Consider the following 15,703-nt stretch of genomic DNA (forward strand, 5'->3'; position numbering starts at 1 on the left):
CATGTCTGTCCCCGACCTGGCACCCTTACTCGAGCAGTCGGGTTTGGTCGATGCCTATACGCCCCTGCCCGAGCGCTACGACGAAATGCGCACGGCCGAGGGCGAGGTGCGCCCCCACTGGCAGTATGTTCTCGATGCCTTGCGCACGCTCGGGCCGAGCGGCATCGAGGCACGTTGGCGCGAGGCCACCCGCATGGTCCGCGACAACGGCGTCACCTACAATCTCAACGCCGAGCCGCGGGGCATGTCCCGCCCCTGGGAGTTGGATCTGCTGCCGTTGCTCATTCGCAGCGAGGAATGGGCGGAGCTCGAGCGCGGATTGATTCAGCGTGCCGACCTACTCAATCAGATCCTGCTCGACCTCTACGGACCTCGCAAGCTCATCCGCAGCGGTCTCGTGCCGGCCGAACTGTTCGACGCCGGAGCCGAATATCTGCTCCCCTGCCACGGTGTGGAGGTCGCAGGCCATCGCCCTCTGATCCAGTATGCAGCCGATCTGACCCGTACGCCGGACGGCCACTGGCGGATCATCGGCGACCGCACCCAAAGTCCGCTCGGGTTCGGTTATGCGCTCGAGAACCGCGTCGTCTTATCGCGGGTTCTGCCCAGCATGTTCCGCGATTCGCATGTGCATCGCCTTGCCGGGTTCTTCCGCTCCATCCGGCGCACCTTGACGCGTCTCGCGCCGCGACGGGCCGAGCATGCGCGCGTAGTGGTTCTCACCCCGGGGCCGGAGAACGAGGCCTATTTCGAGCACGCCTATCTCGCCAACTATCTCGGCTTTACGCTCGTACAAGGCGGGGACCTTTCCGTGCGCGACGGGGCGCTCTGGCTGCGCACGCTGGGAAGGCTCGAGCGAATCGATGCCGTCCTGCGGCGCGTCGACGACGGTTGGTGCGACCCCCTGGAGCTGCGCGAAGACTCGTTCCTGGGGGTGCCGGGTTTGGTCCAAGCGGTACGGGCCGGCAACTTGGTCATCGCCAACGCATTGGGGAGCGGCATCCTCGAGCACCCGGCGCTCCCGGCCTTTCTGCCGAGCCTATGCCGAGAGCTGCTCGGGGAGGAGTTGCAGATCCCGGATATCCCGACCTGGTGGTGCGGCGATCCGGAGTCGTTGGTCCAGGTCGTGGATCGTTTCGATCAGCTCGTGATCAAGCCCCTGAATAAAGGTCAGGGTCTGCGTTGTCTTTTCCCCGACACGATGGATGCGCCCGCCCGTGCGGCGCTGCTCCAGGCCATCCAGGAACGCCCCGAAAGCTACATCGCGCGGGAACGGGTGAATCCGTCGACCGCGCCCGCGCTCATCGGCCGGCACCTCGAACCCAGGCCCAGCGTGCTGCGGACCTTTCTGACCGCCGAGGAAGAGGGCTACGCGGTGATGCCCGGCGGACTCGGGCGGGTCGCCCCGACCAGCGATGCCGCGCTCAACTCCAACCAGCTCGGCGGGTTGGCCAAGGACGTCTGGGTCGTCGCCTCGGAACCGGAACGCCAGGAAACCCTGCTGGTCACGACCGAGATGAACACGCCCGCGGTCACGCAGGAGAGCGAGGTCTCCAGCCGAGTCGCCGACAACCTGTTCTGGATCGGTCGTTATGCCGAGCGCGCCGAGGGACTGGTGCGGCTGCTGCGGATCACCATCTTCAAGCTCTCCGAGCGCAGCGATTACGCCGCCTCGACGGGCGACTCCTGCTGTCTGCGCTCGCTCCTGGAGGCGCTGACCAACCAGACCCAGTCGTTCCCCGGCTTCATCGGGACCGGAGCAGCAGAGCGTCTGCGCAACCCCGTGCCCGAGATGCTCTCGCTCATCTCCGACCCCGCACGCCTGGGCGGTCTTCCGCAGACGCTTCAGGCGCTGGGGCAGGCCGCCTATTCGGTCCGCGACCGTCTCTCCGCCGACACCTGGCGCATTGTGAGCGACATCGAGGCCCACCTGGGCAATCTCACCCATGAACCGCCCGGTCAGCTCTCGCTTGCACTCGACGAGCTAGACCCTTTGATCACCTCATTGGTCGCCTTCTCGGCATTGACCCAGGAGAACATGACCCACAACGAAGGCTGGCACTTCCTCGAGATCGGGCGTCGGCTCGAACGCGCCGCCTCCACCGCGAGCCTCTTACGCTCCATGCTGGTTCCGATCGCCGGCGAGCAGGACGAAAACATGGTGATCGAGGCAGTTCTCGGCGTGACCGACAGCCTCATCACCTATCGCCGACGCTATCGCGCCGGCACTCGGATCGGCGCACTCTTGGACCTGGTCTTTCAGGACGAGGGCAACCCGCGCGCACTTGCCTATCAGCTCGTACAGCTCGAGCGACTGGTCTCCGAGTTGCCTCGCGGCGACATGGCCGTCGGACGCACGGCGGTTGAAAAGCACGTCATGAAGGGGCTCACCGGGATTCGCCTGGCCGAGATCGACAGCCTGGTCCAGCCGGACAAGGCAGGTACACGCCGCGCCGCGCTGGCCGCCATGCTGGCCGAGCTGGATCGTCAAAGCGCCGCCATCTCGGACGCCATCACGGCACAGTACTTCAGACACGAGGAGCAGCCGCACAGCCTGCTGCGCCGAGCCGCGGCGCGGGGCGCCTCATGAGATTCCGGATCAATCACGTCACCCGCTACGAGTATGCCGAGCCGGTGTCGCTGTGCCACAGCATCGCGCATCTCAAACCGCCCCAGACGGCTCGCCAGCGCTGTTTGTCCAGTCAGATCCGCGTCGACCCCTGGCCGGCGGTTCATCGCGAGCATGAGGATTTCTTCGGTAACCGGGTGAGCTATTTTTCGATCCAGCAGGCCCATGATGCACTCGAGGTACGCGCCCAGAGCGAGGTGGAGGTGGTCGCCCCGACCTTGCCGATGCCCGAGGCGACGCAGCCTTGGGAGCGGATCGTCGATCGTCTGCACGATCGCTACGACGAGCCCATGACCGGCCTGCGGATCTTCACCCTTCCCTCGCCGCTGGTCCCGCCGGATCCCGATGCCCGCGCCTTTGCCGCTGAATCCTTTCTGCCGGGGCGCCCGATCCTGGAGGCGACGATCGAGCTGATGGGGCGCATCTACCGCGACTTCGTCTACGACCCGACATCCACGACCATCGCTACGCCGCTCGCCGAGGTGATGGAGCAGCGCAAAGGCGTCTGTCAGGATTTCGCACACGTCGCGATCGCCGGTCTGCGCGGACTCGGACTCGCCACCCGCTATGTCAGCGGCTATCTGGAAACGCTTCCTCCTCCGGGCCAGGTCAAGCTCCAAGGCGCAGACGCCTCGCATGCCTGGTTCTCGGTGCTTATTCCCAACCTGGGCTGGATCGATTTCGACCCCACCAACGATCAGATCCCCGGCGAGCAGCACATCACCACCGCAGTCGGTCGCGATTTTCAGGACGTCACTCCGCTGCGCGGGATCTTCTACGGTGGGGGAACCCACGAGCTGCGGGTGGCGGTGGATGTGAATCGCGTGGCACCTCCGGGCAGCGAAACCTCCGATGTGGGAGAGCCAACGGCCCCCGGCCCCCGCCCCCCGGCTTCGCCTCCGTCATCCCAGTCGCAGAGTGGATAGAACGCGCCCCAACCCGCCCGACCAAGCAGCCCCGAACCCGCACCCGTGCGCGGAGCCGTAGGATGATTAGAGCGGAGCGAAACCCATCCTCCCAAACTCAAACGCCCCGCCTCACGTGCGCAGCGAAACACATCCTCCATGCGCAAACATTCCCCCGGTCGCTGCCCGCCTATCTCGTCGATTCCGCACGATACCGAACCGCCAGCCGCACATAGTTCTCCGCCACGTACTCGAGATACTCGCGCTCCTGATCCGTCAGCGCCCGCACCCGCCGCGCCGGTGCGCCAAGCCAAAGATAGCCACCTTCCAAGACCTGGCCGGGTGTCACCAAAGACCCGGCACCAAGCAACGTGAAGGGCTCGAGCTGCGCACGATCGAGCACGCGAGCACCGATTCCGACCAGACAGTGATGATGGATCTCGCACCCGTGCAGGACCACCTGATGACCGACGGTGACATCATCGTGGACGATCAGCGGTGCCCCTCCGGGCATGAAGCGGCTGTCGTGCGAGACATGCAGAACGCTCCCGTCCTGAATGTTGGTCCGCGCGCCGATCTCGATGCGATGGATATCCCCGCGGATCACACATCCCGGCCAGACGGATGCGCCCGCGCCCAGCGTGACCTCGCCGATCACGACCGCGGTCTCGTCGACCCAAGCGCACGGATCGATCCTCGGATGTTTACCTTCGAACGAGCGGATGTGCATCATCCCGGATCCGGCAGTTGAACGCTCCGTGCTTCGTGCAATGTTTTGACGGCCTTAGCGATTGCGTTCATCGATGGCTCGCCTACCGGGTCATGCTCGCTAAGACTGCCCGATCTAGGGTCAAGGATGTCGGCTCTCGATTCTTTTCGGTTCGGTAGGACATGATCGTACCAGACCATGGCTGCGGTCGCGAAGAAGGCGATCGAGGCATTGGCCGCGCGCTCCCATGAGCCGACCCATGCCTCGGGCACCGGGCGCGCGGTCCGCCAAGGAAGGGTCTCCGGGGCGGAGCGGGCCCCGGGCTCCGGGCCCTGGTCCAACCCCGAATCCCTGTGGCTCGACACGCCCTCGGGAAGCCCGCAGTCGTACTCGAGCGTGCCGTCGTCCAGCCACACCGCATTGCCGCCGAGCCGTTTGGCAAGAGCGCGCATGCCTTCGTTGTCGGCGAGGACCTCGCAGCGGAGACGGCGGATCCCCTGCTCCCGTGCCTCGACAATCAAATGCTCCAGCAAAGCGGCTCCCACGCCATTTCCTTGGGCCAGGTCCACGACGGCCATCGCCAGCTCCGCCGTCTCCGATCCAGGCGTGGAACGGATACACCGAGCCACGCCGAGAACCTCCGTGTCCCCATCGGACACCGTCCTGCGAAGCGCCGCGAAGGCGAGATGATCGCGCCCGTCCGCACCGGTCAAATACGCCAAATCCGCATTGGTCAATGCGCGCTTCGCCCCGAAAAATCGCAGTCGGCGCGACGCATCCGAAAGACCTTCGAAACAGGCCGTCACGATCGCCGGATCGTTTCCCTCGATCGGGCGAATCCGACAAAAGGTACCGTCCTTCAGACGCACGGCCTCGCCCCGAGGCGAGGCTCGGCTGCGGGCACGCTCGGTAATGCTACTCATTGCAAGGCTCTCCGGATTCTCGACGCATCGACCCGGCAAGGCCCCGCGGGTCTTCGAGACCGACACAGGGTATCCTCGCCATTTCTTGTGCACTGCAGCATAAGATGGCGGCGCACAGCAATGGTTCAATCCAAACCGCCACGACGACTGAGCGCGCGTGGGTTCTTCGGTAAGCAGGGCGTGCAATGCGGCGGAAAATCCACGTGCGCTCGGTATCATGCACAATACGCATCTTGGAAGACGCAGAGGCGAGGACGCGCATGAGCAAACGATTCCCTTTCACTTGGGCTGCAGCGGGTCTCGGCCTAGTCCTCGCGCTCGTGCTCGCGCTGGGCGGGGGTCTGGGCAGCGCGCCGGGCGGCGAGATAGACACGCAGGCGGCGCGCGGGATGCCCTTGCTCACCCGACTCTTCATCGGCGAATTCGGTTTTCTGATCACCGCCGCCGGTGCGTTTTGGGGCTTCAAGCACCGACGCAGCCAAGGCGCCGAGATCGCGACGCTGATCGCGGCTCTTGCCTGTGTTGCCTTGGCCGTTGCCTTCCTGGTCATGGGAATCGGGCTCTGGACCGAAACCTTCCCGACAGGGCCGAATCCATGATCATCCTGTTCCTGCATCTGCTCATCCAAGTCGGACTGGTCGTGCGTGTGCTGCTGCGGCCGAATCGGCAGCCGGCATCGCGGATCGCGTGGGTGGTGGTCATCCTGGCGGTTCCGGTGGTCGGGGCGGTCGCTTACCTCCTGCTCGGAGAGGTCAATCTCGGGCGACATCGCGGCGAACGCATGCGGCACATATTTTCGCAGGTCCCTGAGCTAGCCAGCGCTTTCGATCGGCAGCTCGCACCGCCCGAGATCCCGGACACCTATCGCCACCTCTTCCGACTCGGGACATCCATCAGCGGCTTTGCCCCGGTCGGCGGAAACCGGGCGACCCTGATGGCGGACTCCAACGCCGCGATCGACGCGATGGTCGCGGACATCGACGCCGCAACCGATCACGTCCACCTGAACTTCTACATCTGGCTGCCCGACAACAACGGGCTGTCGATGGTCGCGGCTTTGGAGCGTGCGGCCCAGCGCGGCGTCACCTGTCGGGCCATGGCGGACGATCTGGGCTCGCGCCGGCTGATCCACTCGATCCATTGGAAGCGGATGGCCGACGCAGGCGTGCACTTGGCGCGCGCGCTGCCGATCGTCAACCCGTTGCTGCGCCCGCTCGGCGGACGCATCGACCTGCGCAACCATCGCAAAATCCTGGTGATCGATGACAGCATCACCTATTGCGGCAGCCAGAACTGCGCCGATCCCGAGTTCCGCATCAAGGCCAAATATGCCCCCTGGGTCGACGCCATGATGCGCTTCGAGGGACCGATCGCACGCCAGAATCAGATCCTGTTTGCGAGCGACTGGCTGGCGCACGTGGACGACGGGATCGATGCACTGCTGCGCCGTCCCGTGCAGTCGGCGAGCGAGGGGTTCGCGGCGCAGGTGATCGGCACCGGACCGACGGTGCGCGCCTCTGCGATGCCCGAGCTGTTCGCATCCTTGATCTACAGCGCGCGCGAGGAGTTGGTGATCTCCACGCCTTACTATGTCCCCGATGAAGCCATGCAGAGCGCGCTCTGCGGGGCGGCCTATCGGGGCGTGAAGACCAGCATCGTTTTTCCGGCCCGCAACGATTCGTTCGTTGTGGGCGCGACCAGCCGGAGCTACTACGCCGATCTGCTCGCCGCCGGGGTGCGGATCTACGAGTTCGAAGGCGGGCTCCTACACACGAAGTCATTGACGCTGGACGGGGCGATCACCCTGATCGGCTCGGCCAATATGGATCGACGCAGCTTCGAGCTCAACTTCGAGAACAACATCCTCGTCTACGATCCGGCGCTCACGGCGACCATGCGCGAGCGCCAGGACAGCTACATCGCCCGATCCCGCCCCGTCGACGCCGCGACGGTCGCGGCCTGGGGGCCGGGCCGGCGCCTCTTAAACAACAGCATTGCCATGCTGGGTCCGATCCTCTAAACCGCGCCCGGCGCGGTATGCGTTGTTTTTGGATGGGATCGGCCCCGGCAGACTTGACAACCGTTGGAGTCGGCGCGGTTTAAAATACAAGAAAAATTAAATCTTAAACCGCGTCCCCGTTAAGGGCCATGGATGCATCAAACGTCGAGTTCACTCGAAAGTGAGCATCTCGCTCTGGACGCGGTTTAAGCTCAGCTCGGGCCGAAAAGAAACCAAAGAATCAAACCGAGGACCGGCAGCAAGATGACAAGCACGATCCACAGCACCTTCGAGCCCGTACCGGCCGAGCTGCCGACGATCTTGACGATGGCGTAGATCGTCAAGATCAGGTGAATCAAACCGAGAATGCCTGTGACTTCAATCTGCATCGATGAGCTCTCCATGGGTGTGCGATGTCGGGGTGCGAACGGCAAGAGCGGACTCTCCTGGAAGGGCCCGCAGTGATGCTATTGAACGGTTTAAGAATAAGTCAGGCAACTCGAGGAGAGAATCCATTTGCCACGGTGGTGGTCGTTGTCGATGACGACAACGATAGCGATTAACTTAGGTGCGGAACGTATTTCTGGCACGTTGCTCGCTCAGGCCCCGGCGCTCGCGTCGGGAGAAACCGATCCCGTGCACGACGCCAAGAATCTCATCGGAACGACTTTCCCGCCTCCCCAACACTCTTGAAGAGGAGATCCGCCAGTGTCCAGCCTCCCGGAACGGCGCGAGCAGATCCGCCTGGTCCATGCGACCTTCATCCGCCAAGTGGTCGCGTTGACCCAACGCCCGGAGGGCCAGGCCGAGCTCGCGGCCCTGCTTGCAGGGGCCGAGCAACAGGGTTGGAGCACGCTTGTCGCCGTCTTGCGACGCATCGCCAAAGGGGAGCGTTCGCCTGCGCTCCTGAACGACCTCGACGAAGAAGACGGGGTCATCGCCGAGTCCGTCCTGCGCGGGCTGCAAGACCCTGTCAGTCTACCGGATCCAAGCCAGGCACAGGATCCGACCCTGGCCGCGCCGGGTCTCGCGCACATGATCCACGCCGCGCGCACCGATCCGCAGGCGCTGGTGCTGATCGGCAACATGGCCGATCAGATGAGCAAAGTCGGGGGCAGTATGGCCCGGCTGGCCGGTGTTGTCCGCCCGCTGATCAACGGGGAGCGCAATCCGGACCAGCTCTGTCGCGGGATGGATACGCAGACCCGACAACTGGTGCTGGAGATCCTCGGCGAGCTGGGCAAATTGGAGGCGCACTGAGCCGGACTCGCCCGCCTCGACACCTCCGCCCGCTCCACTTCACGCCCAGAGGCCAACCCGTCAACCTAGATCCGGCAGTTGAACGGCCCCTGGAGTGCGTCCCGTGCGGTGTCCGGCAAGGCGCAACGAGGCAGCGTAGTGGGTTCTACGCCAACGCGTTGCAACGCAGTCGGGCGCCGCGCGGGGCGTGCTCCGGGGGTCGTAGCGGCCTTCACCCGGCCGGCCTCTCACCGTCCGCGTCTCGGGACTCCGTTCGACCGTCCTCTTCGAGCCTGACCCGCAAGGGTCCGCGCGTATCCAGGTGCAGATCGCGCTGCGGGTAGGCGATGACGATACCCGCGTCTCTGAACTTGCGGTTGATCGCCATGTTGAGCTCCGAGGTGATGGCGACCCGATGCTCGATATCCTCGATGTAAGCCCGCAGCGATAGGGTCAAGGCGTTGTCGCCGAAACCTTCGAGGTTCATCGCGGGCTTGGGGTTGGCGAGCACGCGCGGGTTCTCCGCCGCAGCCTCACCCATCAAGGCATGGGCCAGGTCCACATCGGTGTCGTAGGCCACACCCACGAGGATCATGATCCGCGTCACCGGGTCGGACAGGGACCAGTTGAGCAGCCGACCGGTGATGAGCTCTTTGTTCGGGACCAGCAGCTCCTTGCGATCGTAACCGCGGATCGTCGTGGCACGGATGCGGATCTTGGTCACCACGCCGTCGGTCCCGTCCACGGTGATGACGTCGCCGACCCGCACCGGGCGCTCGAACAGGATGATCAAACCGCTGACGAAGTTCGCGACGATCTCCTGCAGGCCGAACCCGATCCCCAGCCCGATGGCCGCTACCATCCATTGAAGCTGGGACCACTGGGCCCCCACGGTATTGAGCGCCAGCACGATACCCAGGGCGACGATGACGTAGGTCGTCAGCGTCGTGACCGTATAGCGGCTGCTCGATGCCATGTGCAGACGCTCGCTCAGGATGATCTCGAGCATCGCGGGCAACCGCTTGGCGAGCACGCCGATCGCGACCAAGTACAGCAGCGCGAGCCCGAGATCGGCCAGGGTGACGGGCAGCGCGGTCTCCTCCCCGTCCAGGATCCCGGTGGTGTGCCAGAGGGTCACCTCGTCGAGAATGCCCAGTGCCGGAAAGACCGGCGACCAGATGGCGTAGAGGCCGACCAGGGCGAGGACGACGATCCCCATCCCGAGCAGCTCCCGACCGGCTGCGCCCGCCGCCGCGACATCGACATCGGCATAATCCGACGGCGCGGCGACGAGCTCTGCACCGACCAAGCCATCACGCTGAGCAACGGCGGCCGCTCGGCGCTCGCGCGCAACGCGGCGGGCCAAGCGGCCGCGAGCCTGAAGCAACCAGCTCGAGGCCAGCGCATGCAGCAACAGCAGGACGACGCTCAAGCCCAAGGTGAGGAGGTAGGCATCCCAGAGGACGAGCGCCGAATAGGCATAACCCTCCAAGACCAGAACCACGATCACCAAAGGAACGGCCACCAGCACCGGGTACCAGAGCTGATAGGCACGGGACAACAAACCGGCGCTCGGACGTTGCCGCGACGCCGCCAGAAAACCGCTCCGCGGGTGAAACAAACGAAAAAAGAACAGGGCGACCGCCGCGACGGAGACCAGGGCTGTAAGCCGCCCGACCAGTCCGACAGCGGCATCCGGGTTCAGACTGATCGCCTTGCCGAGGATCAGCATCGCCGGAACAAGGACCCAAATCAGCCAGCCGATCTCCGACCTCAGCCGCTGCGCACTGGCCTGCGGCCAACGGAAATGCCCGATCGCGATTCCGCGCGGCAGACAGATCCCGCGCAACGCCAGCAGAACATAGAGCACGACCGCAATGCGGACCATTTGAACCCCGGCGGTCTCGGACACCTCCGTACCCTGTGCGGCGTTCTGAAGCGCCCAACCGATTGCGCCGAACAGCAGGGGCAGAGGCACCGCAAGCAACAGTGTAAACACCAGCGCACGCAGCGTCTGCCGCGTGTCCTCGAAACCGGGCTGTTCCGTTCGGATCGAGGCGCGCTCGATCTCCGTAATCAGGGCGCGGCGCTTCCAGAGCAGCACGCCCGACACCAGAGCCACGAGCCACGACAGAGGCGAGCTCGCAAGCCACCCTGCGAGGCTGCCGCCGAGCTCCGACCAGACCGAGGGCGACAGCAGCCGGACGATCTCGGGTTGCAGATTCGCCAAGTCAGCCGGACGGGTCTTGGCGCCCGTACCAAGCCAAAAAAGGTGCTCTTCGAGAAAGTAATCGTAGGCACGCGCGACATCCAGCATTCGACTTTCGGCCGCCTTGAGCCTCTGCAGCACCTCGAGCTGCACACCCTCGGCCTCCAGTTGTTTTGCCAGCAGCACCTGGCGCCCGACGATCAAGGTGCGCAGGGTGTCGAGATCCTGCGGTTTGGAGTCGGCTGTGAGCTTGGCGGCAAGCTCGGAGAGAATCCGGTTCGGATCGGCGATGCGGGTCGCCTCGTCGAGATGCTGCAGCCGGCTGACGTTGACCGCGGCGATCTGCTGCTCGAGTTCATGCAGCTTGCGGGCATGGACCTCGAAATCGGGCAGGTCCGCACGGTGCTCGAGCAAGAGCGGACCGATGCCTTCGGTCAGCCCGCTCACCTCGCGAGCCGCCCGCACGCGCTCGAAATTGGCCTGAACCCGCTCGGCCAACCGCAGCGCCTGCGCTTCGTCCTCGTCGTGTCCGTCGAGCCGTCCGGCGATGGCCGAGAGCTGTTCCGTCAGCTCGGCGTTCTCCCGCGCGAGCTGGCTCAGCAGCGGATCGGACCCCTTGGTCAACTCCAGCATCCGCGTGGCCTCGGCCTTCGCGAATGCCGCCTCGCTCTCGTGCTTGTCGTTGAGCAGCGCCTTGAGTGCCTCGACTTGCGTACGCAGACGCTCGACACTCGATGCCTCCGCGTCGCGCCTCGCCTCGAGCAGGTCCAAGCGCATCGGCTGACTGATCAGCTCTTGCTCGAATGCCCGGATCTCGGTGCTCAAAGCGACATAGCGGGTCTCCAGCGCCCACCACCGAGCCTGCACGAGCGAAGAGCCGGCTGCGGAGGTCAGAGATGCGTGATCGCCTCCGCCGGGTTCCACCCGCAAGGCAGCGGCGATCCCGTCCTGTTGCTCCTGCGCCGCCGTCAGACGCTGGCGGATCATGGTCGGGCGGTTCTCGTGGAAGGCGCGCTGGCGATCGAAATCGGCGCGCCGCGCCTCTGCAGCGGCGAGGTCGGCTTGGGCCTTACGCAGGCGCAGCGCGATCTCCCCGCGCGGCGTCTGCGGACCGACGCCGAGCACCTGTGCCGCATCGTCCGCACCGGCCTCCGGTATTCGCTCGCGGATGCGCCGTGTCTCCTCGGGTGCCGCCTGCGCGACCTCCTCGAAGGCCGCGGCACGGTCCCTGTTGACATCCGCCTCCTTGAGGTTGTTCAGGGCTTCGCGGTAGCGTGCGACGATCTTGGTTTTGACCTCGGCGTCCAGATCGGTGCTCGTCTCGGTCCGGGCGATCTTGGCTTCCAGACCCTCTGCCGACATCAGCGACGGATTCAGTGAGCCGAGGCCCGCGTTCTCCGCACCGAGTGTCGACGACAACAGCGTCAGGCAGAGCCCCAAGGCAAGCGTGAAGCCGACAACCGGAGGTCTCACGATCGAAGCCCCGACCCGTGCCGACCCTGCTGATCGCCCTGCAAGGGCGGACTGATCGGGCCACGACAACGATAGGCTTCGGTGCTCAATGTATTGCTGACACGTGACTAATCGATCGTCTCGGGGATATACCCCGGCGCATTGGGCCCCATGTTTTTCTCCCCCTCCTCGGCCTCCTCGTAGGGATTGCCGATCGCATAGGGTTCACCGGCCGCAATCCCTTCGGCATCCGCCGGGTTGTCGATCACACTATCGCCGACGAGATCCCCGTCGGCGGCGTTCACGCCTTCGACGACGACCTGGTCGCCGCAGCCGACAAGGAGCAGAAGCGTGAAGGCCAGGGCCAGTGCGGGCGCCGGAGTCGCAAACCGGCGATGCTTGGGACGGATATCGGCGTCGATCATGTTGGCTCCATTGTGTTTAAACCGCGTCATCCGCTAAGGACTGTGAATACTCCAAGTGTCGAAGTCAGTCGAAAATCAGCATCTCGCTCTGGACGCGGTTGAGTTGGATGACGGATGCGATGCCGGCATTCGCCAGAGATCCGGCGAGGGCTAACCGGAATCATCGGCGGTCACGAGACCGGAGCCTCGTGCTCCCGACCCGGATCCCGAACCTTGACGCCCCCGTGGATCTTCTCGCGAAACCGCTGGAAGACCACGTAGAGCATCGGGATCAGGAAGATCCCGATCAGCGAGGCGGCGAGCATGCCGCCGAAGACGGCGGTGCCGACGCCGCGCTGACTCGCCTCGCCGGCACCGCTGGCGATGACCAGCGGGACCAGGCCCAGGATGAAGGCAAAGCTGGTCATAAGAACGGCGCGAATCCGCAAACGCGCCGCCCGGGTGGCCGCATCCAGGATCGAGGCCCCGGAGGCACGCTGCTCGATGGCGAACTCGACGATGAGGATCGCGTTCTTGCTCGCCAGCCCGATCAGCACCACGATGCCGACCTGGGCATAAAGGTCGTTGGAGAGACCTGCGACCCAGAGCGCACAGAGTGCACCGAGCACCCCGACCGTGACGCTCAGAAGCACGACCGCCGGCATCGACCAGCTCTCGTAGAGTCCAACCAGGAAGAGGTAGGCGAACAAGACTGCCAACGCCAACACGATCGGCGTCTGCCCGCCGGCCTCGCGTTCCTGAAAGGCCGTGCCCGTCCACTCGAAGCCGTAGCCTGCCGGCAGGGTCGCGGCCGAGATCCGCTCCATGGCCGCCAGGGCATCGCCCGAGCTGAATCCGGGGGCCGGCTCGCCCTGAATCGTGACGCTGCGATAGTTGTTGTAACGCTGCAGGAGCTGCGGGCCCAGGATCAGCTCGGGGCTCAGCAACGCGCGCAGCGGGACCATCTCGCCCTGGTCGTTGCGGACATGGATCCGGTAGATGTCCTGGACGCTCTGCCGATCGGCCTCGCGACCTTCCACCTGGACCTGCCAGACCCGTCCGAACCGGTTGAAGTCGTTGACGTAGTAGCCGCCCAAGGTCGCCTGCAGCGCGTTGAAGACGTCGCTGATGCGCACACCCAGGGTCTGGACCTTTTCGCGGTCGATGTTGAGGAACACCTGCGGGTTGTCGGTCGCCCAGGTGGAGAACACGCGCGAAAGGGCCGGATCCTGATTGGCGGCGAGGATGAGCCCGCGCATCACCCCGGCGAGCGCCTCGGGGGTGCGACCCTGCAGGTCTTCGAGCTGGTACTCAAAGCCTCCGCCGGTCCCCAGACCGACGATCGGCGGGAGATTGAAGGGCATGACCCGCGCGCTCGGGATGCCGATCGTTTGGGCCGCGATCCGATTGATGACGGCATCGACCTTGAGATCCGCCGTCTTGCGCTCCTCGAACGGCTTCAAGCGCCCGATGACGGCTGCTGAATTGGAGAGCACGGCGCCGTCGAGGATGCTGAAGCCCGTGATCGTTACCACGTGCGCGACCGCCGGATCCGCCTTCACGAGCGCCTCGAGCTCCTTCACCACCTCGAAGGTCCGGCTCACCGAGGCACCTTGCGGCAATTGCACATGGGCCATAAAGGCCCCTTGATCCTCTTCCGGGAGGAATCCGGTCGGCGTAATCTTGAACAGCCAGCCCGTCGCGATCCCGATGCCGAGGATCAGCACCAACACCAGCATCGCAACGCGCACCAACCGCGTGACGATCGCGGCATAGCCGTCGCGGACCCGATCGATCCCGCCCATCACGTAGCGCATCGGCCCGCGCCGATGACCGCCCGGCTTGAGCAGAACGGCGCACAGCGCCGGCGAGAGGGTCAGGGCATTCACAGCCGAGATCAGCATCGCGAAGGCAACGACGGCCGCAAACTGCTGAAAGAGCTGCCCGGTGATCCCGGGGATGAAGGCCACCGGAAGGAAGACCGACAACAGCACCAGTGTGATGGCGATGATGGGTCCGGTGATCTGGCCCATCGCCTTCTTGGCGGCCTCGCGCGGCGGCAGACCCTCCTCCTCCATGATGCGCTCGACGTTCTCCACCACCACGATGGCGTCGTCGACCACGATCCCGATCGCCAGCACCACCGCCAACAGCGAGATGGTGTTGGCCGAAAAACCGATCGCGAGCAGGAAGGCGAAGGTCCCGATCAAGGCCACGGGCACCGCGATCAAGGGGATCAGGGTGGCACGCCAGCTCCCGAGAAAAAGGAACACGACCAGGATCACCAGGACAAATGCCTCGAGCAGGGTATGGACGACCTTCTCGAGACTCGCATTCACGAAATCCGTGGTGTCGTACACCAGGGTATAAGCGAGATCGTCCGGGAACCGCTCGGCGAGCCGATCCATGGCCGCCTCGATTCCGTCGGCCACGGATACCGCATTGGCACCGGGCGCGAGATAGATCCCGATGGCGGCCGCGTCCTGCCCGTCCAATCGGCTGAAGGAGTCCGACTGGCGCGCGCCGAGCTCCACGCGCCCGACATCCGAGACCAGCACGGTGGAGCCGTCCGGGTTGGCACGCACCACGATGCGCTCGAACTCGGCCGCATCACTCAAGCGCCCGCGGGTCTGGAGCGTGATCTGGAACTGCTGGTCGGCCGTCATCGGCTGCGCGCCGATTCGTCCGACCGCGGCCTGGATGTTCTGACTCTGGATCGCGGCGATCACGTCCGCAGGGGTCAGCGAGAGCGCGGTGAGACGATCCGCGTCGAGCCAAATCCGCATGCTGTAGTCGAGCGGCCCGAACAGCGACGCCTGTCCCACCCCTGGCACGCGTGCCAGGGTATCGACGACGTTGATGGTGGCGTAATTGCTCAGGAACAGCCCGTCGTAGGAACCCTTCGGCGAGCTCAGCGCCACCACCTGCAACATGGCGTTGGATTGCTTCTGGACCGTCAACCCCTGCCGCTTGACCTCCTCCGGGAGCTGGGCCATCGCCAGATTGGCGCGGTTCTGCACGTTGACCGTGTTGATGTCCGGATCGGAGCCGAGCGCGAAGGTGACGGTCAGCGAATAGCTGCCGTCGTTGCCGCTGGTGGACTGCATGTAGAGCATGTTGTCCACACCGTTGACCTGCGACTCGATCGGCTGAGCGACCGTCGACTCCACGACCGACGCGCTCGCGCCCGGATAGGCCGCGCTGACCGAGACCTGCGGCGGGACGATGTCGGGA

The 15,703-nt window shown here is 65.0% G+C and carries 11 protein-coding genes; 5 read left to right on the forward strand and 6 right to left on the reverse strand.

Annotation, left to right across the window (positions count from 1 at the left end; all coding sequences use genetic code 11):
* Nucleotide 1 precedes the first annotated feature (1 nt).
* Nucleotides 2–2,590 carry a circularly permuted type 2 ATP-grasp protein gene (locus tag GPT33_RS06145; protein WP_296806460.1) on the forward strand — a complete coding sequence of 863 codons (2,589 nt, stop codon included), beginning with the start codon at nt 2–4 and terminating at the stop codon, nt 2,588–2,590.
* Nucleotides 2,587–3,555, forward strand: a complete 969-nt coding sequence (locus GPT33_RS06150) for a transglutaminase family protein (protein ID WP_296806462.1) — start codon at nt 2,587–2,589, stop codon at nt 3,553–3,555. Before GPT33_RS06145 ends, GPT33_RS06150 begins: the two co-directional genes overlap by 4 nt.
* Nucleotides 3,556–3,724: 169 nt before the next feature.
* Here the strand turns inward: GPT33_RS06150 and GPT33_RS06155 are convergent, their stop codons facing one another.
* Nucleotides 3,725–4,267, reverse strand: a complete 543-nt coding sequence (locus GPT33_RS06155) for a gamma carbonic anhydrase family protein (RefSeq protein ID WP_296806464.1) — start codon at nt 4,265–4,267, stop codon at nt 3,725–3,727.
* Nucleotides 4,264–5,166, reverse strand: a complete 903-nt coding sequence (locus GPT33_RS06160) for a GNAT family N-acetyltransferase (RefSeq protein ID WP_296806466.1) — start codon at nt 5,164–5,166, stop codon at nt 4,264–4,266. Before GPT33_RS06160 ends, GPT33_RS06155 begins: the two co-directional genes overlap by 4 nt.
* A gap of 260 nt (nt 5,167–5,426) precedes the next feature.
* Here GPT33_RS06160 and GPT33_RS06165 point away from each other — a divergent pair, with 260 nt between their 5' ends.
* Both GPT33_RS06165 and cls read left to right on the forward strand, forming a co-directional pair.
* Nucleotides 5,427–5,765 carry a hypothetical protein gene (locus GPT33_RS06165; protein WP_296806468.1) on the forward strand — a complete coding sequence of 113 codons (339 nt, stop codon included), beginning with the start codon at nt 5,427–5,429 and terminating at the stop codon, nt 5,763–5,765.
* Nucleotides 5,762–7,186: a cardiolipin synthase gene (gene cls, locus GPT33_RS06170; RefSeq protein ID WP_296806470.1), complete on the forward strand. Its 1,425-nt coding sequence runs from the start codon at nt 5,762–5,764 to the stop codon at nt 7,184–7,186. Before GPT33_RS06165 ends, cls begins: the two co-directional genes overlap by 4 nt.
* Nucleotides 7,187–7,377: 191 nt before the next feature.
* On the opposite strand, the gene GPT33_RS06175 is transcribed toward cls, so the two are convergent.
* Entirely contained in the window at nt 7,378–7,554 is a 177-nt protein-coding gene (locus GPT33_RS06175; RefSeq protein WP_296806472.1) for a PLDc N-terminal domain-containing protein, read from the reverse strand.
* 349 nt (nt 7,555–7,903) lie between these two features.
* Between GPT33_RS06175 and GPT33_RS06180 the strand changes: the two genes are divergently transcribed.
* Nucleotides 7,904–8,425 (forward strand): hypothetical protein, encoded by a 522-nt coding sequence (locus tag GPT33_RS06180; protein ID WP_296806480.1) that lies wholly within the window; start codon nt 7,904–7,906, stop codon nt 8,423–8,425.
* 211 nt (nt 8,426–8,636) lie between these two features.
* Here the strand turns inward: GPT33_RS06180 and GPT33_RS06185 are convergent, their stop codons facing one another.
* From GPT33_RS06185 to GPT33_RS06195, 3 genes are all read right to left on the reverse strand, one after another.
* The gene (locus GPT33_RS06185) at nt 8,637–12,086 is read right to left on the reverse strand and encodes a mechanosensitive ion channel domain-containing protein (RefSeq protein ID WP_296806474.1); all 3,450 of its coding nucleotides are present in this window, start codon (nt 12,084–12,086) and stop codon (nt 8,637–8,639) included.
* A 107-nt stretch (nt 12,087–12,193) separates the two neighbouring features.
* Entirely contained in the window at nt 12,194–12,490 is a 297-nt protein-coding gene (locus GPT33_RS06190; protein ID WP_296806476.1) for a hypothetical protein, read from the reverse strand.
* A 170-nt stretch (nt 12,491–12,660) separates the two neighbouring features.
* A partial coding sequence (locus GPT33_RS06195) for a multidrug efflux RND transporter permease subunit (protein ID WP_296806478.1) occupies nt 12,661–15,703 on the reverse strand: 3,043 nt, incomplete at its 5' end.

The sequence above is a fragment of the Thiocapsa sp. genome (assembly GCF_011390875.1).
In the GTDB taxonomy this organism is placed as follows: Bacteria; Pseudomonadota; Gammaproteobacteria; order Chromatiales; family Chromatiaceae; genus Thiocapsa.